Source organism: Curtobacterium flaccumfaciens (assembly GCF_051548005.1).
Lineage (GTDB): Bacteria > Actinomycetota > Actinomycetes > Actinomycetales > Microbacteriaceae > Curtobacterium.
On record NZ_JBPUGH010000045.1, the window covers coordinates 1 to 20,715 of the forward strand.

The window sequence follows — 20,715 nt, forward strand, 5'->3', positions numbered from 1 at the left end:
GCCCCGCACCGTGTTCGGTTCGCGCCCCCGCACGGATGTCGCGCCCCGTCGTGTCGGGGCGCGTTGTTCGCCCGGGGGCGCGACTCGAGCCGCAGCGCGTCATGCGCCGCGGTCGCGGGGTGGGTCAGCCGTCGCGGTCTCGGAGCGCCCGCATCTCGGCCGTGAACTGCGCCGCCCCGCCCTGCGCCGGGTGCCGCACGGCGACGGCGTCGATGCCCGCGAGCGCCAACGCTCCCTGGGCTTTCCGCCCGACCGCCACGACGCGGACATCGGCGACGGTACCGGTGCCGGTGCCGGTGCCGGTGCGAGCGTCTTCGGCCCGCAGCGTCCGCAGGGCATCGAGCAGCGCGAGCGCGACGGGCGCTCCCTCGCGGACCTCGGCCGGACGCGGCGTCCGGTTCGTCAGCCGGTCCGGCGCAGCGAACGGGTGGTGCGGGAACACCGCCCACGCCAGCGGTAGCGGCCCGCTCCACTCCGCGAGGACCGCCTGCACCACCCGCGACGACGCCTCCCACGGGGCGGTGGGCTCCGGCGGCACGAGGTACTCCGGCCCGAGCTCCCGCATGCTCGTGAACGGCACGCCCGTGTTCGTCATGCCGCGCCACCCGGGAGCCTCGGCGACGAGCAGCATCGTCGCCGAGCGCCCCACGGTGTCGAGGTACGTGGTCAGGTTCGCACGTCTGAGCTTCCCGTCGGGCGACGACGGGTCGTAGAGCGACTCGGCGTCCCGGGCCACCGGCACCGCATCGAGCGCCGCCCAGAACGCGCCGAACACCCCGCTGCCGCCCTCGTCGGCGCTCACGAGCACCTCGCACCGTGCGAGGCGCCTGCAGGAGCGTGCGAGGTTGTGCGCATGGTGCGGTGGTCCGGGCCTCGCACGATGCGCGCAACCTCGCACCGAGCGACAACGCGCGCTCGCCGCGAACCCGCCCCCGCACCCCCACCCACGAGGACTACGCCCGCCCGAGGACCCGGCGGTACACCTGCTCGAGACCGGCCGCCGAGCGCTCCCAGCTCAGTCGCTCCGCGTGCTCCCGCCCCGCAGCCGCCAGCGCCGCCGCGTACCCGGAGTCGGTCAGGATGCGCGCGATCTCCGCTGCCCAGACGTCCGGGTCGCGGGACTCGAGCACGACCCCGGTCTCGCCGTCGACCACGGCCTCGCGCAGACCCCCGGCAGCGGCGGCGACGACGGGCACCCCGGACGCCGAGCCCTCGAGCGCGACGAGCCCGTACGTCTCCGAGTGCGACGGCACGAGCACGGCTGCCGCGCCGCGGAACAGGAACGCGAGGTCGGCCCGCGACTGCGGACCGACGAACGTGACGCGGTCGGCGATGCCGCGCTCGGACGCGAGCCGACGCAGCTCCGCCACGTAGTCGCCCGCCTCGCTCGAGGCGTCGCCCGCGATGACGAGGGTGGGACGGGCCTCCCGGTCGATGCCCGCGATCGCCTCGATCGCCAGGTCCAGCCCCTTCAACGGTTGGACGCGCGCCGCGGCGACCACGTACGGGACGTCCGCGCGCCGGGCGCCCGCCGCTGCCGGACGGAACACCGAACCGTCGACCCCCGGCGGGACGATCCAGACCCGGCCGGCATCGCCACCGAGCCGGTCGCGCACGGTCTCCGCCTCGGCCGACGCCACCACGACGACCGCGTCGGACTCCCGAGCGAGCAGCTGCTCGCCGGCGGGACGGCCCGCGGACTCCGGCCGCTCACCCTCGGACAGCGGGGTGTCCGAGGCGGCAGCGATCGAGTGGAAGGACTGCACGTGGGGGATACCGCGCTCGTGCGCGACCGGCAGCGCCGCGACGCCGGAGAACCAGTGGTGCGAGTGCAGGACGTCGTACGGACCGAGGTGGGTGAGGCCCTCGCGGAACGGCTCGATGAACGCGTCGTGCTCGCCCTTCGGCACCGGCGCCGCCGGCCCCGCGGACAGGAACCGCAGGCACACGCCCGGCACGAGCGACACCGAGTCCGGTTGCGTCGGCGACGAGCGCCGGGTCACGATCTCGACGTGGTGGCCGCGGTCGGCCAGCGCCTCGGCCTGGTGGCGCACGACGACGTTCATGCCGCCGACCTCACCGGAACCGGGCTCGTCGCCGGGGGAGGTGTGCAGCGACACCAGCCCGATGCGCAGGGGATCGGTGGTCGTCGTCACCGGTCCAGCCTACCGACGGCGCGCCGCTGGGACGCGCGGGCCGGCGCCACCACGACGGGGCGGCGGCCCGCCTCGTCCGGCGGCTCCGCCGGGTCGACCGGGAGGCCCGGATCGCGTCCCAGCACCTGCACCCGTCCGTCGCCGTGCCGCTCCCAGAACGCGGCCGTCCAGGCGCACAGGGCACCGTCGAGCAGGTCTTCCCGGTGCTTGTGCGTCGGCCCGTGCAGCCCGGAGGGTTCGGCGAGCCCGGCCGTCAGCGGGTGTGAATCGAGCGGGAGCGGCGGGTCGAGCGGCGTCGTGCGGAGCCGGTGCACGAGCGCGTCGAACGCGTTCGCCCGGCGTGCGCGGGCCTCGGCCGGCGGGATCGTCGTGTCGAGCCGCTTGTACCGGGGGCGCTCGTCGTCGTGCCCGAGCTCCTCGACCCCGACGAGCGTCGTGTAGGGGTAGCACTCGAACACCGCCGGACCCGTCCGCTCCCGCATCGCCGCCGTGCTGTCCACGTACCCGACGCCGAGCGCCGTCAGCCGGTCCAGCAGCCGGGAGCCGGCGCTCGCCGCGGACGCGAGGTTCGTCGGGTTCGCCGCGACCTTCCACCGGCCGTAGCGCTGCCCGACCTGCCGCTCGGCCTCGCGGATGCCGGTGGCGTTCGTCACGACGAGGGAGGCGTCGACGGCGATGAGCGTCCGGGGACCGAGGTGCTCCGCGACCCAGTCGGTCACGGCGTCGACCCCGCGGGCCCAGCCGGCGTCGGTGACCGTGCCGTCCGCCGCCATCGCCACGAGCCCGGTCTCGTTCGCAGGCTTCCGCTCCGAACCGAGTCCCCACGCCAGGTCCACTCCGAGGTACGCCGTCACGGTCCCATCCTGCTCGGAGCAGGGGCAGGGATGCCCGTGTACGGTCCGCTGCATGGCGAGCGAGGCGACGATGCTGACGGTCCCGGGCCCGGACGGCGACCGGGAGGTCCGGATCAGCAGCCCCTCGCGCGTGCTGTGGTCCGAGGCGGGCATCACGAAGCTCGAGCTCGCGGAGTACCTCGTCGCGGTCGGGGACGCCTTCGTCCGGGCGAACGGCGACCGGCCGATCTCACTGCAGCGGTTCCCGGGCGGCGTCGACGGCGAGGACTTCTTTTCGAAGAACCCGCCGAAGGGTGCCCCCGAGTACGTCCGCGACGTCGAGGTCACCTACCCGAGCGGTCGCAGGCACCCCCAGCTCGTGATCGACGAGCCGGCGGTCGCCGTGTGGGCGGCGCAGATGAACACGGTCGTCTTCCACCCGTGGGCCTCCCGTGCGGAGGACCCCGACCACCCCGACCAGCTCCGCATCGATCTCGACCCCCAGCCGGGGACGGACTTCCGCGACACCGTCCCGGTCGCGCACGAGCTCCGGAAGGTGCTCGCCGAGGTCGGCCTGACCGCCTGGATCAAGACGAGCGGCAACCGGGGGCTGCACGTGTTCGCGCCGGTGCGGCCCGAGTACGAGTTCCTCGACGTCCGCCACGCCGTGATCGCCGCCGCCCGGGAGCTGGAGCGGCGGATGCCGGACCGGGTGACGACCGCGTGGTGGAAGGAGGAACGCGGCCAGCGGGTCTTCGTGGACTTCAACCAGGCGAACCGCGACCGGACGATGGCCGGCGCCTACAGCCCCCGGGCGCTGCCGCACGCGAGCGTGTCGACACCGATCACGTGGGAGGAGCTCGACACCGTCGATCCCACGGCGTTCACGGTGCGCTCGGTGCCGGACCGGCTGCGCGAGCACGGGGACCCGTGGGAGTCGATGCACGCCGAGCCGGGCGACGTCGGACCACTGCTGACGTGGTGGGAGCGCGACCTCGAGCGCGGCGAGGGTGAACTGCCGTTCCCACCGGACTTCCCGAAGATGCCCGGGGAGCCGCCGCGCGTGCAGCCGTCGCGAGCGAAGAAGTCGGCGGCTGGCTAGTTGCGCTCGTCGACCACGGGGGCGCTGTCGTCCACCCGCGTCGTCCGCATCGGCAAGCTCACACTCGCCGTGTTGAGCCGCGTCAGGCGCGACCAGGTGCCGCGGTGCGTCTCGCTGATGCCGTCGATGACCATGGTGTCCTCCCTGCCCCGAGGTTACTAGGTAGCCTAACTAAGTCGAGCATAGGAGCGAGAATCGGACAGGGCAAGTCCTACTCGAGCACTGCTCGCAGATCCCAGGCGACGGGCACGTCGAGCTGGTCGTAGCCGCACGACTCCGGGTCACGGTCCGGACGCCACCGCTCGAACTGCACGGTGTGCCGGAAGCGGTCGCCCTCCATCTGGTCGTAGCGCACCTCGAGCACCCGGGTCGGCTCGAGCCGCACGAAGGAGGTGTCGCGACCCGACGAGAAGCGCGATCGTTCCCCGTCGCCGGTGACGGGCCTTCCGTCCGCGTCCTTGACGACCACCGGGTTGAGCTCCTCGACCAGCTCGACTCGACGCTTGTCGGAGAAGGCGGACACCCCGCCGACCTGCCGGAGTTCCCCGTCGGCGTCGAAGAGGCCGACGAGCAGCGAGCCGACCCCGTGCCCGCTCTTGTGGACGCGGTAGCCGATCGCGACGACGTCGGCCGTCCGGTGGTGCTTGACCTTGAGCATCGTCCGCTTGCCCGGCTCGTACGGTCGCGCGCGGGGCTTCGCGACGACGCCGTCGAGGCCGGCGCCCTCGAACGTGGTGAACCACTCGCGGGCGAGGTCGACGTCGAGTGTGGTGCGGGTGACGAAGAGCGGGTCGCTCAGGTCCGCGCCGAGCTGTTGGAGCCGTTCGCGGCGCTCGTCGAACGGCCGGTCGAGGAGGTCCTCACCATCGACCGCGAGGAGGTCGAACGCCACGAACTGCGCCGGCGTCTCCTCGCTCAGCTTCGCGATGCGGGACTCCGCGGGGTGGATCCGCTGCGAGAGGGCGTCCCAGTCGAGGTGCTCCGAACCGGGTTCGCCCGATCTGAGGACGACCTCGCCGTCGAGCACCACGGGGTGGTCCCGCCCGCCGAGCTGCGCCCGGAACGCCTCGACGAGCTCGGGGAAGTACCGGGTGAGGGGCTTCGCACCACGGCTGCCGATCTCGACGTGGTCGCCGTCGATCGTCACGATGCCGCGCCATGTTAACTGAACACCTCTAGCCGCTGTTGCCGGAACATGGGAAGGTGCAGAGATGAACGCCATCGGACGCGTGGTCGAGGTGCCGACTGCTCCTCGGTACAGGCTGATCTTTCCTGAGGCTGAGCAGCCGACGGTGACGTTGTACCTGCGAGACCTGGCCGCGAGTCAAAATACGGCAGGAACCATTCGCAGCTACGCCTATGACCTACTGAAGTGGTTTCGATTCCTCCACGAGCGCGGTCGACAGTGGGATCGTGCGGAGCGAGTTGATGTCCGCGATTTCGTCGAGATGATGCAAATCACTGCAACGGCCGCAGCTCTACGGCGTGCGCACTCCGGTCCGTCGACGACCAACCAGGTCACAGGAAAACGAAAGTCGTCTACCGGGCATGCATCGGCGTCAATCAATCACGCCCTGTCCGTTGTGTCTAGCTTCTACGAATTTGTTCTTGAGCGCGGCGAGGGGCCGCTCGTCAATCCAGTTCCTCGTCAACGTGGAGGTAGTCCGAACGCTCATCAAGTGCCCGATGAACCGTTCCGTGTCAGCCGACGTGGCAAGTACCGTCAAAAGACGCCGCGGCCCCAGTGGAAGGCCATTCCGGACGATGCGGTCAGCAAACTGTTTGCAGCAGCGCGGAACAACCGGGATCGAGCACTGCTGTCGTTCTGGCTCAGCACTGGCGTTCGAGCGCGAGAACTCCTCGACCTGCGACATGGAGACTACGACTTCGGGATGAACACGATCACGGTCACGAGTAAGGGCACTGGTGCCCGCGACACCGTGCCTGCCAGCCCCGATGCATTCATGTGGCTGGATGTCTACATGAAGGATGGCCAACCAATCAAGCCTGGTCAACCCGTCTGGTGGACACTCGCGCCGAAGAATAGACGACCGCTGCAATACGACGCGGCGTTACGCATGTTTCAACGCCTTCAACGAGACATCGGTTCAGACTGGACGCTACACGCGCTGCGCCACACGGCAGCAGAACGAATGATCAACGATCCGGCTTATGACCTCGCGAAGGTTGCAGCAACTCTTCGACACGCCAATGTCAATACAACGACGATATACACACAGCCCCGAGTGGAGGACCTGGTGCAAGCCATGCTCGCTCACTATTCACGTCCGGCACCTCCGCCCCCGACGGTGGGGCCGAGCTATGACGCTGATGCTGTCCGTGAGCTGTTGGGCTTTGACGAGTGATGAAGACCTCGGGGCACGACCTGCGTACCCCCGCCCAGATCGCGGCAGCCGAAACACTTGCGCGGACGCAAGCGCTGCAACGGATCGCGGCCGACACCCTCTTCGGGACGAGTGGGAAGGTTTTGCCCAGAGGTCTGTTCGACGGCGGTGTTCCATCAGTCTTTGACCCGACTAACCGATTCGCGGAACGAGAGACCTCGGGTGTCGACGTGGCGCTGGGGTGGGTGACAACCTCGACCGACGTCCTCAACCTCGAGAAGCAGGTGGCGCGAGCACGGCACCGGAACGCCCGCCTGTTTCTCGACTGGCTCATGCAGTTCGAGGGCGACACCTGGAGCGAACGGTGGATTGCTAGCGGCCTCGATGCTGCGCCCCGGCAAGGCATCGGTACGTTGGCGGAGCGACTTGGGACGCGTCGTAGTGAGGCGGCAGGCGGAGTCTCGATAGCTGTAACCTCCCGTCTCATCCGACCGTCTTATGAATGGATGCAGAATTCGTCGTCGTGGAAGACGGGTGCTGGGAGTGGCGTGTTTCTGCGATTCGACGAGCCTGCGGTAGCGGAGCAGATCTGGTCGTTTGAGAACTACCGGTCAGCGAGCCCTCATGCCCGGTATCTGGCGAACCTCGCCTTGTCGAAGATGATCTTGCGTAACGCGAAGCTGCTTTCTGAGTTGACTGCGGATGACCTGCTTGAGTACGCCCAACTCTCAAAAGTACGGCGAAGCAGGTCCGGCGAGACACTCGCCTGGCAATTGATGGTCGAGCTTGGGCCACTCAAAGATGCGGCACCCACCTTGAAGGTGGCTTGGGCGCGCGCCCTCAACAACAGGCAGCTCTCGGTCGAGCACCTAGTCGATCGCTACGGGATTCCAAAGAACGGGGTCCGCGACTTACTGATCGACTACCTCAGCGAGCTCAAGCCCAACATGGACTACGGCTCGCTCGAGAGTTTGGCGTACCGCCTAGTTCGACTGTTCTGGCGGGAGGTGGTCACCATCAATCCGGACCAGGCGAACTTGCGACTGGCTCCAGACGTAGCTCTCCGATGGCGGGAGCGCGTGGGATTCAAGCTCGACGGCTCTGCTCGCGAGGACAAGTCGTCGGTGTACTTCGCTGTCAGGGGCTTGTATCGAGATCTGGCCGAGTGGTCTCATGAGGAGCCCGAGCGGTGGTCGTTCTGGGTGGCTCCCTCGCCGCTGCCCCGGTCCGAGTCGCGTGCCGAGTCGAAGCGCCGTCGTCGAGTCCGGTCGAAGATTCAGGACCGAACGCGGAGCTTGGCGCCCCTGCTGCCCGCGCTCCGAGAGGCAGCGCGTGAGCGACGCCTAGCGGGAGCGGAATTGCTGAAAGTGACCCAGGAGCATACCCACGGGCAGGAGTACGAGGTTGGCGGAGCTACGTTCCGTCGACATGACCCGCCTGCTAAGGGACCCGGACGGTCGAACATATGGGCAGATCTCATCGCGGTGGGCCCGGAGGGGTGCCAATTCGGTGAAGTAGGGCAACGGGTCGACGTCACATCCAAGGAAGCCGACAGCTTCTGGGGGTGGGCTTTCGTCGAGGTACTGAAGGAGACCGGTGTCCGCTCCGAGGAGCTGCAAGAACTCACTCAGCTCTCAATTCGCCACTACAAAGCTCAGTCCACTGGCACTGTCGTGCCGTTGCTGCACATTGTGCCTTCGAAGAATGATCGTGAACGGCTAATCCCTATGACGCCGGAGTTGGTTCAGACTCTGGTCGCAGTCCAGCGCCGAGCGCGTGGCGCAGGAACTACGGTTCCCCTGAGTGTCCGATACGATCACATCGAACGTACGTACGGCGAGGCGCTCCCGCATCTTTTCGCTCGCAGACACGGCGGAGGACAAACCGTTTACTCGCCGAATTACATCCGCGAGCGGTTACTCGAGCTTGCTGCTTGGGCTGGCATCACTGACAATGGGCAACCCATCCACTTCACACCCCACGACTTCCGACGACTCTTTGCCACCGAGCTTGTGGCGGCCGGGCTGCCCATGCACATTGTGGCAAGTTTGATGGGCCACCTCAATCTCGAAACAACTCGCGGGTATACAGCGGTCTTCCCCGAGCACGTAATTGCGGCGCACCAAAAGTTCATCGAACATCGACGAGCGCTTCGCCCTCCAGATGAATACCGGGAGGCATCAGCAGAGGAGTGGAAGGAGTTTGAAGAACACTTCCTGCTACGGAAGGTTGCCCTCGGAGACTGCTTCCGGCCCTACGCAACGCCTTGTATCCACGAACATGCGTGCGCGAAGTGCCAATACCTTCGCGTCGATGCGGCCGCCGCGCCTAGGATCGACGAAATGGTGCTCAACCATGAGGACCGCATTGTCGAGGCTCGCGAGAAGGTCTGGTTGGGTGAGGTAGCCGGCCTGGAGGACAGTCTGAAACATCTGCGGCGGAGACAGGTCGAGGTCCGCGACATCATCACTAACGGAAGCCCGCCCAGTGAAGTGCTGTCCTGAATGATTCTGCGGCCCTTGGAGTCAGAGAATCGGTCTCCCGTGGGGCTGTCGAGCGCTTCTACCGACCGGCTACCTTGACTGACTGATCTTGTCGGAAGTCAGTATCTGATCTTCACTCATATCGGCGCTCGCGATCTCAGGGGCAGCGTTCCCGGGGCACCGCACAGTGTCCCAGCCGCTCCGCTTCCCTTTCATCGACCTTCGCTGGGACGAACATCATCCGAAGCAGGCCCTTGCCCCGGTGCGTCGAGCGACTCCATCAGTTCGCCAAAGCGCAGGTCGAGCCCACGTGCGAGCTTCCACCAGGCCGTCAGTGTCCCGACTCGTTCACCTGACACGAGGTACTGGACGCTTCGGCGCTGCAACCCTGATCGGGCAGCAAGTTCGTCCCAGGTCAGGCCTGCGTCATGCCGAGCTCGCTGCACGGCCAGGCGAAGGGCCGAGAGGTTCGGCTCGCTGCGGTCTGGCACAGTACGACGCTGCCGTGCAAACTGCCAGAGCGCAGTGAACAAATGTTCGCTATCTTGTCGGACATGGCAAGACGTGCTGAGACCAGGGTGAGCGCCGCATCTATGTGTCGGCATGGCGCTCGAACGACCCCCTTGGAAGCGGTGTGCGCCGCAGGACCGCGGGGTATCGCTTGTGCACCGCTGGCTTGTCCCGGAGAGTTCCGCGGCGCTCGGGATCCCGGACGGTACGTTGCCGCCGCCAATAAGCCTCACCCAGACACGCTAACGAGGGGGCCTCTGCGTCCCCGCGTCGGACTGGTTGTCTTCGCGGATGCGTCATGACGAGAGAAGGCACTCCGGACGACGTTCCTGTGCGATATGTCGACGCGACGGATTTCGGCGCGCATCCCGTGGAGTGGGTCCTGCTCGTGCATGGGCATGGGCATGTGGTGCTGACCGTTGAAGGTCTACCCGTAGCTCGCGTCGAACCGCTTCCCGGGGCGGCTCGGCTTTCGCGGGTCGAAGCAGGGGAGCGGCGGTGAATCAGGCTACAGACCGCGGTCCAGAGCGCGGGCTGGTGCGGCTCCCGATCTCGACTTTCAGAGGCGGACCACCCCCGGACCTCCAGGCCCTCTACGCCGAATTGCAGGACGGCCAGGCGCTGATCCCGGGCTTGAAGATGGGGCTCGGTGCTCTCACCGTCCAGCGTTGGGATCCGGCCTACGCCGCCGAAGGGTGGACGCTCTACGGCGCGGACCTCACCCTCGATCAGGGCCATCCGTTCGGGTCGATCTTCTACCGCAACGTCATCGATGACCGTGTGCTGCGTATCGGGGTGAAGTGGCATCCGCCGGTGCAGCAGCTGGAGTTCCCCGCACTGCATCCGTCGAAGCCGGAGCTGACGTCCGACTGCACGGCTGAGGAGGTCGCGGCGGTGGTGTTGGATGCGCGGAGTCGGATCGGGACGCTCGTCGCGATCAACGCACAGATCGGGTCGTTCGTCGCCACCGAAGAGTCCGAGAACGCCATCCTCGACGCATCCGGCCTCGGCCTCGAGCGGCTCTCCGAAGACGACCCGCGGCTCGCTGGCAGCGATGCGCGCCGGCCGTCATCGCCGGGTGGGGTCAGCGCTGATGAGTGACCGGCAGTGGGTGCAGGACATCCGACACCAGCAGACGATCCTGTCGTTGCCGTTCGGGCTCGGCTGGACAATCGACATCACGCAGACGCTGGTCGCTCTCGAAACGGCGGGCATGCCCGCTCGTGTGGAGGCGTTCGACCGGCTCCGGTTCGAGGACGGCCGGTCCGGGTTCCTGGCCACCCCGAATCCGACCGCGACGATCAACGACGACGGCACCCCGGCCGAACGGGCCGAGGATCTCATCGTGCTGCCCGGCGGGTCGGAAGGGGGCGTCCTCTCGCTCGTCCGCCGGTACCCGGACTTGGTGGTCGTGAACGGGAAACGGCAACGCGTCTGGGCGAACGGGCGGCAGGTGTACGGGTCGTCGATGGAGCGGGACGCGACACCGGGGTGGCGGACCGTATTTGCCATCGCCCGAACCATCGCCCTCCACGGCGGCGGTTCGCAGTCAATCGCGGACCGCATCGGCATCCCACTCGAAGAGGTGCGAGCCGCGATGCCCGCTCTCGGGACGAACGTCTTTCACACTCCGATTGGGTGGGAAGCAGCCGACCGGGCCGCCCTGTGCGACTGGGCTTTGGCGGCGTATCCGGGTTACGGCGGAATCAGGACCTGCTGGCGCCGCGACACCACCATCGACGCGCAAGCCGACCAGCTCATCGGCCTGGGTGGAGTCATGTCCGACCGATGGGCGGCGCAGCAGTCCGGCGTGCTTGTCCCACCGGACCGGTTGACGGCGTTCTTCGCCCAGCATCCCGACATGGCCGCGCTCGGCTACGAGCCAGCCACCGCGAACGAGGCGACGGTGTCGGTCATCATCCCGCAGGCCACCACTGTCCTGACCGGCGCGGAGGGGTGCTGCACGGACGACTTCATCACCTCACATGTCCTCTACGAGGACAGTTGGGTGGCCGCGAACACGGATGCGGTGAACGGGTTGCGGCAGCTGCTGCACTTCCGATCCGACTTCGCCCACGACCTCCGCTGGCACCCCAACAGCCGCTAACGAGAGGCCACTGATGACCTTGCAGCTGCTATCGCTGACGTTGGCGTACGACGACGCCCGGTTTTTCGGGTCCGTCATGTTCACCGACCCCGCCCACCCCGACGACAAGCCCGCCACGGTCCTCATCGACCACGCCGACGCGCCGCCCTGGTTCCGCCTCACCAACGTCGACCCGGACGGGCAAGACACGTCGGTGCCGGCGATGGTCGAAGCGGACCGCATCATGCGGTTCCTCCTCCGGTACACGCCCGGACGCGTCGGCCGCACCACCGCCGACTTCCCGCAGCCCTGACCCGCCCTACTCACGCCCGTTCCCTTTGGAGGTAGTTGCTGATGATGCGTCTGGTGTCTCTGCACCTGTCGAACGACCGGATCCTCTGGGGGCATGTGCTCCTTGAGGACACGGAGAACCCTGACGCGCACCTGGCGCAGGTCCTCGTCCGTGCCGTCGACGTCGAGCCCGGTTATGAGCTCTACGACAGGACCAACACGGTCCTGTCGGACTTGAGCGTGCCGGCGGTGCGGGAAGCGAACCGGATCGTGCAGACGCTCCTCATCCCCGCGTCCGAGATCGCGAAGCGGGAGAAAGCCGTACGGGCGGTGATCCACTCGGGCTACTTGGAAGGGTTCCCGGACGACATGCCGTGGCAGTCGCAGTTGTGGATGTACGCCCGCGGGGAAGTCACCCGTGAACAACTCAGTGCCTACGCGGATGAAGGCCGACAGATCCCCCGCCAACCCGAACACAGTGCCGTCGGCCCAGCGGACGTGCCCGAGGACTGGTGGCAGACCACACAGGCCCGCCTTCGCCGGAACCTGCTCAACACGACCCTCACCGAGCCGGAAGTCGCTGCCGCGCTGCAGATCAGCATTGAGGAGGTCGGTGAGCTGTTCGAAGCGAACCGGCTGACGAGCTTCGACCTCGACGGTGAAGAACGCATTCCCGACTGGCAACTCGTGAAGCCCGCACTCCCCGAGTTCGGTGACCCGTCCTCGCTGCTGCCTGGTCTCGACGTCCTCTACGCGGCAGCCCCGCAGCCGCTCCTCGACGCGGCGGCGATGACGGAGTTCATGACCACGCCCCTGGAGTTCCTCACCGTCGACGACCGAGTCCTGACGCCGTCGGAGTGGATGCGGGAAGGTCGGCCGTTGACGACGATCGTCGCCCTGTTCCGCGGACGACGGTGGCGACCATGACCGGGCGGCCGGACTTGTTCCTCTTCAACGTCGCCTACGACGTCACCGGGGTGCACGGGCATGTGTTCTTCCGCGACCCGCCAGATGCGGAGCTGCGGCAGGTCGTCATCCGCAGCACCGGCACCGGCACCATCTGCGAACCCGTACACGGCGACACCCGCACCGGGTGGGAACCGTTCCTCGAAGAAACGCGCTGGCTCATCGCCCTCACACAACCCGACACCCCGAACGAGGCCAGCTGACGATGCCCGGGCTCCAGTGGGTCAACGCCGCCTACTCCGGCCGGCCGCAGATCACGATGCCGTACGGGATCGGCGACACCATCGACCTCACCAACACTCTCTCTGTTCTGAAGCTCGCGGGGCTTCGTGCGGTCGTGGAGTCGCACGACACGATTCGCCTCGCCGACGGACGCCGAGCACGCTTCCCCACCCTCACCCAACGCCCCCGCAACGACGATCCGAATGACGCCGAACTGCTGCTCCTCGCTCCAAGGACCGTCACCGCAACGCAGATCGCGCTCGCGGAACAGACCGCGACGGTGCTGCTGGTCGACGTCGACCGACGCCGTGTCTGGATTGACGGCAGACAAGCTCTCGGCACGAAGGAGCGCTGGAAGGACGCGGCACCGATATACGTCACGTTCGCCGTCGCGCGGATGCTCGCCGTCAACGGCGCCACCTTCGAAAAGCTGGTGCGGGCCGGGCTAACGGCCGGACAGGTGGACGACGCCCTCGCACGCCTCGGCAAACGCGTGCACCGCACCGACATTGGGTGGGAGTCACGGCAAGTCGGTGGGCTCGTTGACTTCGCGATCGCCTGCTACCCAGGACCAGGCGGCGTCAGGACACGGTGGACCTCTGACCTCCCGCTCATCGAGCAAGCACAACGGCTTATCGAAGCGGGATGCCGCATCTCCGGTCGCGCCATCTCGGACCGTCCCGGCTACCCCGCCATCAGCAGACGCGAGATGCCCTACCGGGTGGTCGCGTTCACCGAGGAGGAGGTCGACATGGCCGCGCTGGGCTTCGAACCCGACACGATCGGCTTCTCCGGCACCGAACTCATTCGGCCCGCCGACCGCACGATCTTCCTCACCTCAGCCGCCGCCGGATTCACAGACCGTACCGACGACATCATCACCGCGAACACGCTCCTCTGCGCCGACTACCGCAACGCCGACGACACAGCATCCCTCGAGGAGATGCGGAACCGGCTGCAGTTCCTCGCCGATACCGGGTACGACCTGCGACACAACCTGCCGAGCTGACGGCGGGCCACCGATCAGATCAGAGTCGCACCAACCTGCCGTCGGTGCTTCACCGAACTGCGCCACATCCAAGCAGCCAGCTTGGTTTCGCCGCAACCTGCTTCCACCCAAACTGCGTCTCGGGTGAGGCAGCAAGAGCGTGCGCTTCAGGCCGAGCGGTTCGAGGTCCTTGATGACCGCAGTGACGAGGATCTTACCCACTCCTCGCCCGCGTACTTCCGTCGCAACGAATACGTCGCAGAGCCAAGCGAAGGTCGCGCCGCTAATCACCACTCGGGCGTAGGCAACCTGCTCACCGGTGTCCTCGTCGTAGACGTCGTAGTTCCTCGACCCGTCAATGGCAGCGTCCTGCGTCTCACGGGAACGCTCCTGCGCCCATTACGACTGCTGACTCAGCCAGGAATGCAGCCGCGCTCGATCCACGCCCCGTCTGGGCAGAGGTACCATACCGCGCGGTCAGGCCTCACCGTACTGATACGGCGTCCGGTTGGGGCCTGCCGGTGATTGACGCCCGATGGACTCTAGGTCGCCCCGAGCGCGTTCCCGTAGCGTGTCCTATCTCGCTACGGCTTCGGCCAGGGCGAAACAGCCGTAAGCTGCTCAACCTGCTGCCGAAGGTGCTCGTCAGCTGCGCTTGCCATGCGCGCCACCAAGTCCCGGTAACCCTTAGCTGCTCCCTTGTTGAAACTGTCCGGCGCGCTTGCCGAGTGTACGACCGATCCCCGAGCGCTCACGAGCTTCTCCAGGGCACTGCGATCGGCTTTCTCAATAGCGTTGATGAAGTCCAGCCCGACAGGTAGAAACAGCGTCGTGATCTGCTTGACGCGTGCAGTGTTCATGCCGAAACGCCCAGTATCCGCGTCACCTTTCGCGAGGGCCCTCACGCCTTTGACCCATAGTGCCCGCCAACCAGGGTGAACGGTCAGCTGCCAAGCAGTGGGCTTCCCGTCCTCGATCGCCATACGCGCACTCTCCGGCACTCGGTCCTCGGCAGTGTGATTCGCGAGGAATTCGGTCGCCTCGATTGCAACGTCCTCCACGTACGCTTCCCACGCGGCGTAAGTGAGTGCGACCGAAGCGACGAACATCGAGGCTTCCTGCCTTGTCGGCTTTCCCCGGCCGGTTTTCGTGCCCGCCATCAAGTTGTCTGTGTGCTGAAGGGACACCTGGAAGTCATCGAGAGATCTACTCATGTACGGAGACTATAAAGCGGAGGATCTCTCGCGCGACCCCCGAACGAGCGTCCCTCTCGTACAGGCCACAGGAGTGGGCTCCGTCGGAGGAGTCGCCGCGCGGCCCTTCAGTGATCGGCCATCGAGGCGCCTTTCACCCGATCTCTCAGAGTTTCGCCATAGACCCAAAGCGGCCCGTGATCGCTTATCGCGCAGAGCTGCGCCGGCCCGTTGCAGTGTGGGACAGCGATCACACCGTCCGGCGCGTTCAAGTACGGGCTGACTCGCACCACTCAGTGCCCATCATCATCCTCAGGCTGGTCGCCCACGCTGCGGACTGCAACAGCCGGGTGGGTGCTCGTGACGCCCGACGGGTGGCGACACTTTTGGCTGGCGGCGCTGACCAGCGGCGGAAGGCCGTCAACGCTCTGCTGAGGGATGATGCCGGCAACCAGCAGTCATGGGCGCGTCTCGGCGAGCTCACGGCCATGATCGAGGACCTAGGCAGAAGCCCTCAGCATGAGATCATCGAGCAGCGCATTGCTTCACTCGAGAGGGAGGAGCAACTCTATCAGTTCTACCGAATTGTGACGTGGCTGTCGCACGCTGGCACGGAGGTCGCGTAACGGTACACGGGCCCGGCAGACACCGCAGTAGGTGTTACGTTCCGACCGGCAGCTTCCCACCCGATGGCGTCGGTTCTGCTCGAAGTCGCGACGAGCTTGCTCCTGCAAGCGCTCATCGCTTGGGATAGTGCGCTCGTGGTTCGTGCCCACGAGTATGAGTTGAACGAGACCGCCGCCCGACTTGGCGTTCGGTCTTCCTGGGAACAGAAGGGTGCGCAGTGACCTCCAGAAACCCCAACGATTCCCGTTTCCCCGATCTGGGGGAGCCGGCGACTCGAATGGCCCTTTCGGATGTGCGCGCGGGCCAGTGGGTGTGGAACCTCCGCACCTTCGCGCAGCGCGAAGCTACGCGAGCATTGGAACGCTACTCCGAGGATGACTGGGACGCGGGCCGGGACGTGGCTGTCGCTGTCGGGGCAGCATCCGAGTACCTCCACGCCGCGGTGATCGCATCGATCGACCCTGTGCTGCTGGCTTCCCCCCAAAGTGTTCCGTCGATGCTGATGCTTTCGCGGCACAACCGGGACTGGTCGATCGATCCGAGCGAGCTTCGCACTGCTGATATGAATCGGAAAATCGACCTCGTCCACCGCATGTTCCCGAGCCACGATGTGAGGAAGGACTCCACAGTGATCGCCTCGCATCGAAATGCCGCGGTGCATGCCGGCCTCACCCAAGATGGCGCAGCGTCAGCGCTGCTTCAACACCTGGTGCGAGTTGTTGACAACCTCGATTCGCTTGTCAGCAAGCCGAATCGTCGCGAGTTCTGGCCGGAACAGTACGCGGGGACCGTACAGCACCTTCGTGACGAAGCCGCGTCGGCAGTTGCACGCCTCATCGAGGCGCGAGTTGAGAGCGCCCGTGCGCGATTCCATGAGCTGACCGCGGGGCTTGACGCTGCAGGGAGTACGGCAGTCGTCGCCGCGCTCGAGGTAGGTGCCCGCGCTCGTATGCCGGAGCTGGCGCGTGAGCACGCTTGCCCCTCCTGCGGGCGTGCGGGGTGGATTTCCTATAGTAGAACCACGACTTTCCCGACGGTGCAGGGTGGCGACGTTGGCGAACTTGAAATCATCGGCGTCCCGATGGAGTTCGACTGCGCCGTGTGCGGCCTTTACCTCGGGCTGGACCTCCTTCCCGAGTTCGCTGACATGCGCGGGACCATGATTCTGGACGAAGAACCAGATTGGACGCTGCTCGACCCTGAGGCCGCACCCTGGCGACCCGATGCACACGTAGAACCAGACCCCGAGGCTTCTTAGCTCGAGGGCACGGGAGACATCGACGACGTTCGCGGTGAACCGCAAACGGTCACGGGTGTCGGAGAGCGCGATCACGGGGGCCTCGCCGGCGTCGGCGGTGAAGACCAGGCGGACCGGGTCGTCCTTGCCGCCGGTGCCGAGCGGGCGGATCTCGAGCGTCGGCTTCGTGGTGGTGAGCGTCGGAGAGACCTCGAGCATGTGCACGCCGAGGATCGTCTCCGCGCCGGGGCGAGGTCGTACGTGTAGTCCTCCATCAGCCGCTGGACAGCGAGGCCGGGCAGCTGCTTGACCTTCCGAACTGGGACCATCCAGACCGCCACCCTCACCCCCGGCAAGCTCACGGTTCAACCGAATCCGCAACCAGCTGACTTCCCCGACGACGGGGAGCTGTCGTGCCGCGACATCGGCATGCTTGCGCTCTGGGAAGTCCGCGGATACCTCCGAGCAGCCAAGGGCATCTTTCGGTTGCGGTGCCAAGGCTCATGAGCGGCAGTGAATCTGGAGGAGATATCGCTGCCATACCCATTCAGCAAGTGCAAATCTGAACAGCCCTCGATTGACAATCCTCGCAAGACGTCGCAGATCTAACCAAGGGGCGCGGAAACGGTCGGCATCCAAAGAAGGACGCCGACCGTCGCGCTGGGACCGAGAACTACGGCCAGCCTCCACTCGGCCACTTCATGAAACCATTCGCTGAGTATACGCAGCTGAGACGTTTGCCAGTGCCGGCAGAGGTGTGGCGGGCTGATGCCGTGAAACTACCCTACCGTGTCGAGATACCTCAGGTTTTTTTCCTCGTTAACTGCCCGCAGCGGCGAGAAACGCGACCCGAAGGTCCTCAGTACCGGAATCTGAGTGTCGACGTTACGCCGCGTCCAGTTGTATACATCGACGATGTTGAGCACGTCCTCGGTGGATTCAAGTAAACAGTCCAAAACGGACTGCGTGAAGACGGACGGCGAGTCGTCGTCCGTTACCCAGGACTCAAAATCGCGCCCGGAAGATGACAGCACCGTTACACCCTCCCGGAGAGCGGTGAACCGCAGGGCCCTCTCCGCGTCCTTGAAGACATGGTCGCCAGCAGCTCCCGAATAGCAACAATCAAGGATTACCGTAATTTCTCGCACATCAGCCGAGTTGAACCGGTGCAGAAGCGTGTCGAAGTACATTCCAAGATCGTAGGAATGTTCCTTATCGGGCATTACGAGCTGAAGCCCAAATTCGCTCATAGCTCCGTGACCGGTGAAGTAGAAAAGCAAGTGATCACAATCGGCAAGAGCGTCGTCCACCTCGACGAGGAGGTCGCCTGAATCCCATGGCTGCCCTTCCTTGATTACGTGGTCAGACACCTCGAAGTTGTCACTGCCGTCGCCGTGCTCTCGCAGGGCGGCAGCGAGCGTCTCTACGTTCTCCTCACAGGAAGGCAACGGCCGGAAAGCGCCCTTGTAGCCGGCCACCCCGATCAGTAGGGCCTTCACTCGTGGTTCGTCACTCATTCGGCAGGCCCTTCCGAAGAGTGCGCCAGCTGCGTACTGCCCGAGCGCCCAAGTCTGTCAGAGTTCGAGTCTGCTTGAACTCAACTTTGAAGTCGTCGTCATCCCCCGTTTCCTCGAACCTTCGATGGCGTTCGATGAGGACTGTGCACGCCGCGCCGGCGAATCGGCCCAAAGTTGCTTCAAGCTCCTGCGGGTTTCTCACATGTGCGTCCGGTTCCAGCAGGATGGTGGACGCGCGCGGATCGCTGCGCATGGCCTCGCTTGTCATCCACACAAGCGTCAGAGACGTCAGTGCCCATGCCCTGCGATAGTCCGCGGGCACGGTCTCTTTCACTTCCTCTACCGCTTTACGTAGCAGGTATACGAAGACGACCCGTGCGCCCGTCGTAGCTGGAGAGAAAATCTCGCTGTACTGCGGAAGCTCGAAGAGCACCTGTCGCTTTACCGCAAGGGCGGGTTTCCTCACGTAGGTCGAGCAAAGAAGCTGGGCGGTATCATCATTCTGGATGAGACGATCGGTCGACGAAGTTTGGGAGTCGGGACGTACAACATATACATACCCGAATTCAGCGACCTCGCGCTCCAGTCGCAACTGCACCGGGTCAAGCGCGCGGAGATTTCGAGACGTTACCGGGTTCTGAGTGTTACTTCTGATGGCAATGTTGCGAGACAGTTTGGAATCATAAGGCGCTTCGACGAGCTTCAACAGAATCTTGATCTCAGGATCGAGTCGTTCCGCGTTAGCGTGCACTGCAACCACAGATTGGGCACCGTTAACGACCGACAACCTCTCGACACGCACCTGATCCTTGCCGACTTCGTATGATCGGCAGACTGCCGTTATCCCATTGTGGTAGGCAATGAAGTCGGCAGCTGCCTCCGCGTCGGACAGCGCTTCATCCAAAGATCGCCGAACCCTATTCTTACCAAGAGCGTGACGCACATTCAAGTCGAACAGCGTTCGATCCTCAATGCCAGGCCACCGCGCGACGGCAGTCGCGCTCACCGGTACCATCAATCCCCGTCCACTTTTCAGTGTTAGGTTGAGCACACCCTCGGGCGGGACATCGATCTGGACTTCGGGCACCCACGCCGCACCTTGTAGTTCGGCCGCTGCCAGTGAATTGAGGTAACCAATGTCGTGAACCTCTATCTCTATAGAAGTGTCCTTGACCAAGCGCCGCAGTTGGTTAGCTTGAGCAGTGGTGAGAGGGGCTCGGCAGATGCAATTCAGCACCCGACTCACCTCAAGGCGACTGGAAAGTGCGTCCTCGAATACTGAACGGAGCTGCGCCGAGCGTCGCGATAGCTTCCGCTCAGCATCCGGTTCGTCGTTGAGTGCCGCCACTACTCGCTTCGCCCGGCTGATCAGCGTCTTCGGGTCGTCCGCTAGTAGGACGTAAACCGGAGTCAGCAGTTCTCGGCTGGTAGATACAACAGCAGCGTCTACGTCGCGAAGGGTCTCCGGCATATCTTCGTCAGCGCGTAAGATCGAAGCGTAGCTGTCCGCCGCACTCACGTCATACAAGGTTCGAATCAACCAAAGCAGAAGCCGTTCATCTTCCGATTCCACTCCTTCGGATTTGATCGGGTCGAGCACGGCCTCTAAACGTGGATCGGTTCTATTCATGAATCATCCCTCCAGTGGTGGTTTCAAGGGAGCGCGCGTACTCCATGTGATCCTTTATCTCTCCCGCGATTTCATTCAGCATCTCGTCAAGAGTGGTGACCCGCGACGCGGCGTCGAAGGGTGCTGATAGGGGTTCGTAGCCAGTTTCGGTTGGCTTGAAGGCGTAAATCCCAACGCCGTCGGAATACGTCGCAGTCAAGTTTTGCGCCTCGCGAATCATCCTCTTGAACTGCGCCTGCTCGCCACCCAATTGCTTCGGATCCTCCAGCCGAGCTGCCCAGACGATGAAAACACGCGGGTCTGCGCGCTTCCGCCAGGCGTTCCAGTTGTGAATGCTCGTGCTTTCCCGGTTCCCTGCAAGTTTCAAGTCTGCTGCCTGAAACTTGAGTTCTTTCCGTCGGTTGGACCAATCAGCCAAACCTCCGCGCGGTTTCCCGCCCTGAACTCCCGGCGCACCGGTTAGTTTCGCCTCGCAGCAAATCACGGGGCTACGGAGCAGCTTGGCGTCGCGCGCTGGCCAAGCAATGTC

At 65.3% G+C, this 20,715-nt stretch carries 20 protein-coding genes and 2 pseudogenes; 10 read left to right on the plus strand and 12 right to left on the minus strand.

Annotated features, from left to right (window positions below; all coding sequences use genetic code 11):
* Positions 1-124: 124 nt before the first annotated feature.
* From ACSW7Y_RS07565 to ACSW7Y_RS07575, 3 genes are all read right to left on the minus strand, one after another.
* Positions 125-802 carry a uracil-DNA glycosylase gene (locus ACSW7Y_RS07565; protein ID WP_438125696.1) on the minus strand — a complete coding sequence of 226 codons (678 nt, stop codon included), beginning with the start codon at positions 800-802 and terminating at the stop codon, positions 125-127.
* Positions 803-953: 151 nt separating this feature from the next.
* Entirely contained in the window at positions 954-2,156 is a 1,203-nt protein-coding gene (locus ACSW7Y_RS07570; protein ID WP_438125697.1) for a glycosyltransferase, read from the minus strand.
* Positions 2,153-3,010: a DUF429 domain-containing protein gene (locus ACSW7Y_RS07575; protein ID WP_438125698.1), complete on the minus strand. Its 858-nt coding sequence runs from the start codon at positions 3,008-3,010 to the stop codon at positions 2,153-2,155. The genes ACSW7Y_RS07570 and ACSW7Y_RS07575 overlap by 4 nt, the downstream gene beginning before the upstream one ends.
* A gap of 52 nt (positions 3,011-3,062) precedes the next feature.
* On the opposite strand from ACSW7Y_RS07575, the gene ligD reads away from it, so the two are divergent.
* On the plus strand, positions 3,063-4,091 hold the full coding sequence (ligD, locus tag ACSW7Y_RS07580) for a non-homologous end-joining DNA ligase (protein WP_438125699.1): 1,029 nt from the start codon (positions 3,063-3,065) through the stop codon (positions 4,089-4,091).
* Here the strand turns inward: ligD and ACSW7Y_RS07585 are convergent.
* Together ACSW7Y_RS07585 and ACSW7Y_RS07590 are read right to left on the minus strand one after the other, a co-directional pair.
* A complete protein-coding gene (locus ACSW7Y_RS07585; RefSeq protein WP_412880367.1) occupies positions 4,088-4,225 on the minus strand; it encodes a hypothetical protein in 138 nt (45 codons plus the stop codon). The two genes, ligD and ACSW7Y_RS07585, sit on opposite strands and share 4 nt — an antisense overlap.
* 77 nt (positions 4,226-4,302) lie before the next feature.
* On the minus strand, positions 4,303-5,313 hold the full coding sequence (locus ACSW7Y_RS07590) for an ATP-dependent DNA ligase (protein WP_438125700.1): 1,011 nt from the start codon (positions 5,311-5,313) through the stop codon (positions 4,303-4,305).
* On the opposite strand from ACSW7Y_RS07590, the gene ACSW7Y_RS07595 reads away from it, so the two are divergent.
* Complete coding sequence (locus tag ACSW7Y_RS07595) at positions 5,303-6,457, plus strand: tyrosine-type recombinase/integrase (protein WP_438125701.1); 1,155 nt, start codon at positions 5,303-5,305, stop codon at positions 6,455-6,457. The genes ACSW7Y_RS07590 and ACSW7Y_RS07595 overlap by 11 nt on opposite strands.
* Positions 6,457-8,940 (plus strand): tyrosine-type recombinase/integrase, encoded by a 2,484-nt coding sequence (locus ACSW7Y_RS07600; protein ID WP_438125714.1) that lies wholly within the window; start codon positions 6,457-6,459, stop codon positions 8,938-8,940. Before ACSW7Y_RS07595 ends, ACSW7Y_RS07600 begins: the two co-directional genes overlap by 1 nt.
* Positions 8,941-9,131: 191 nt before the next feature.
* Here the strand turns inward: ACSW7Y_RS07600 and ACSW7Y_RS07605 are convergent, their stop codons facing one another.
* Complete coding sequence (locus ACSW7Y_RS07605) at positions 9,132-9,524, minus strand: helix-turn-helix domain-containing protein (RefSeq protein ID WP_438125702.1); 393 nt, start codon at positions 9,522-9,524, stop codon at positions 9,132-9,134.
* Positions 9,525-9,966: 442 nt separating this feature from the next.
* Between ACSW7Y_RS07605 and ACSW7Y_RS07610 the strand changes: the two genes are divergently transcribed.
* Genes ACSW7Y_RS07610 through ACSW7Y_RS07635 form a run of 6 tightly spaced genes read left to right on the plus strand, consistent with a single transcriptional unit; the run spans position 9,967 to position 14,003 of the window.
* Positions 9,967-10,530 (plus strand): hypothetical protein, encoded by a 564-nt coding sequence (locus ACSW7Y_RS07610; protein ID WP_438125703.1) that lies wholly within the window; start codon positions 9,967-9,969, stop codon positions 10,528-10,530.
* A complete protein-coding gene (locus ACSW7Y_RS07615; protein WP_438125704.1) occupies positions 10,523-11,536 on the plus strand; it encodes a hypothetical protein in 1,014 nt (337 codons plus the stop codon). Before ACSW7Y_RS07610 ends, ACSW7Y_RS07615 begins: the two co-directional genes overlap by 8 nt.
* A gap of 13 nt (positions 11,537-11,549) precedes the next feature.
* Positions 11,550-11,828, plus strand: a complete 279-nt coding sequence (locus tag ACSW7Y_RS07620) for a hypothetical protein (protein ID WP_438125705.1) — start codon at positions 11,550-11,552, stop codon at positions 11,826-11,828.
* A gap of 35 nt (positions 11,829-11,863) precedes the next feature.
* On the plus strand, positions 11,864-12,733 hold the full coding sequence (locus tag ACSW7Y_RS07625) for an antitoxin VbhA family protein (protein ID WP_438125706.1): 870 nt from the start codon (positions 11,864-11,866) through the stop codon (positions 12,731-12,733).
* Positions 12,730-12,975, plus strand: coding sequence for a hypothetical protein (locus ACSW7Y_RS07630; protein WP_438125707.1), 246 nt, complete (start codon positions 12,730-12,732; stop codon positions 12,973-12,975). The genes ACSW7Y_RS07625 and ACSW7Y_RS07630 overlap by 4 nt, the downstream gene beginning before the upstream one ends.
* 2 nt (positions 12,976-12,977) lie before the next feature.
* The gene (locus ACSW7Y_RS07635) at positions 12,978-14,003 is read left to right on the plus strand and encodes a hypothetical protein (protein ID WP_438125708.1); all 1,026 of its coding nucleotides are present in this window, start codon (positions 12,978-12,980) and stop codon (positions 14,001-14,003) included.
* Positions 14,004-14,198: 195 nt separating this feature from the next.
* Here ACSW7Y_RS07635 and ACSW7Y_RS07640 read toward each other — a convergent pair.
* Positions 14,199-14,342: pseudogene (locus ACSW7Y_RS07640) on the minus strand (GNAT family N-acetyltransferase); the annotation flags it as partial.
* Between the two features lie 224 nt (positions 14,343-14,566).
* Positions 14,567-15,196, minus strand: a complete 630-nt coding sequence (locus tag ACSW7Y_RS07645; RefSeq protein ID WP_438125709.1) for a hypothetical protein — start codon at positions 15,194-15,196, stop codon at positions 14,567-14,569.
* Positions 15,197-15,471: 275 nt separating this feature from the next.
* On the opposite strand from ACSW7Y_RS07645, the gene ACSW7Y_RS07650 reads away from it, so the two are divergent.
* Positions 15,472-15,801, plus strand: a complete 330-nt coding sequence (locus ACSW7Y_RS07650; protein ID WP_438125710.1) for a hypothetical protein — start codon at positions 15,472-15,474, stop codon at positions 15,799-15,801.
* 1,274 nt (positions 15,802-17,075) lie between these two features.
* On the opposite strand, the pseudogene ACSW7Y_RS07655 reads toward ACSW7Y_RS07650, so the two are convergent.
* The 4 genes and pseudogenes from ACSW7Y_RS07655 to ACSW7Y_RS07670 all read right to left on the minus strand — a co-directional run.
* Positions 17,076-17,341, minus strand: a pseudogene (locus ACSW7Y_RS07655) (L-arabinose isomerase); the annotation flags it as partial.
* Between the two features lie 477 nt (positions 17,342-17,818).
* Positions 17,819-18,538, minus strand: a complete 720-nt coding sequence (locus ACSW7Y_RS07660) for a caspase family protein (RefSeq protein WP_438125711.1) — start codon at positions 18,536-18,538, stop codon at positions 17,819-17,821.
* 10 nt (positions 18,539-18,548) lie between these two features.
* Complete coding sequence (locus ACSW7Y_RS07665; protein WP_438125712.1) at positions 18,549-20,186, minus strand: AIPR family protein; 1,638 nt, start codon at positions 20,184-20,186, stop codon at positions 18,549-18,551.
* Positions 20,179-20,715 (minus strand): hypothetical protein (locus ACSW7Y_RS07670; protein ID WP_438125713.1); only part of this gene is annotated, 537 nt, incomplete at its 5' end. The genes ACSW7Y_RS07670 and ACSW7Y_RS07665, both read right to left, overlap by 8 nt.

What these genes read in the sequence shown, in the direction of transcription:
- ligD (WP_438125699.1), top strand. Translation starts at nt 3,063, where the DNA reads ATGGCGAGCGAGGCGACGATGCTGACGGTCCCGGGCCCGGACGGCGAC.
- ACSW7Y_RS07585 (WP_412880367.1), bottom strand. Translation starts at nt 4,225, where the DNA reads ATGGTCATCGACGGCATCAGCGAGACGCACCGCGGCACCTGGTCGCGC.
- ACSW7Y_RS07595 (WP_438125701.1), top strand. Translation starts at nt 5,303, where the DNA reads ATGAACGCCATCGGACGCGTGGTCGAGGTGCCGACTGCTCCTCGGTAC.
- ACSW7Y_RS07590 (WP_438125700.1), bottom strand. Translation starts at nt 5,313, where the DNA reads ATGGCGTTCATCTCTGCACCTTCCCATGTTCCGGCAACAGCGGCTAGA.
- ACSW7Y_RS07600 (WP_438125714.1), top strand. Translation starts at nt 6,457, where the DNA reads ATGAAGACCTCGGGGCACGACCTGCGTACCCCCGCCCAGATCGCGGCA.
- ACSW7Y_RS07605 (WP_438125702.1), bottom strand. Translation starts at nt 9,524, where the DNA reads ATGCCGACACATAGATGCGGCGCTCACCCTGGTCTCAGCACGTCTTGC.
- ACSW7Y_RS07615 (WP_438125704.1), top strand. Translation starts at nt 10,523, where the DNA reads ATGAGTGACCGGCAGTGGGTGCAGGACATCCGACACCAGCAGACGATC.
- ACSW7Y_RS07620 (WP_438125705.1), top strand. Translation starts at nt 11,550, where the DNA reads ATGACCTTGCAGCTGCTATCGCTGACGTTGGCGTACGACGACGCCCGG.
- ACSW7Y_RS07630 (WP_438125707.1), top strand. Translation starts at nt 12,730, where the DNA reads ATGACCGGGCGGCCGGACTTGTTCCTCTTCAACGTCGCCTACGACGTC.
- ACSW7Y_RS07635 (WP_438125708.1), top strand. Translation starts at nt 12,978, where the DNA reads ATGCCCGGGCTCCAGTGGGTCAACGCCGCCTACTCCGGCCGGCCGCAG.
- ACSW7Y_RS07645 (WP_438125709.1), bottom strand. Translation starts at nt 15,196, where the DNA reads ATGAGTAGATCTCTCGATGACTTCCAGGTGTCCCTTCAGCACACAGAC.
- ACSW7Y_RS07665 (WP_438125712.1), bottom strand. Translation starts at nt 20,186, where the DNA reads ATGAATAGAACCGATCCACGTTTAGAGGCCGTGCTCGACCCGATCAAA.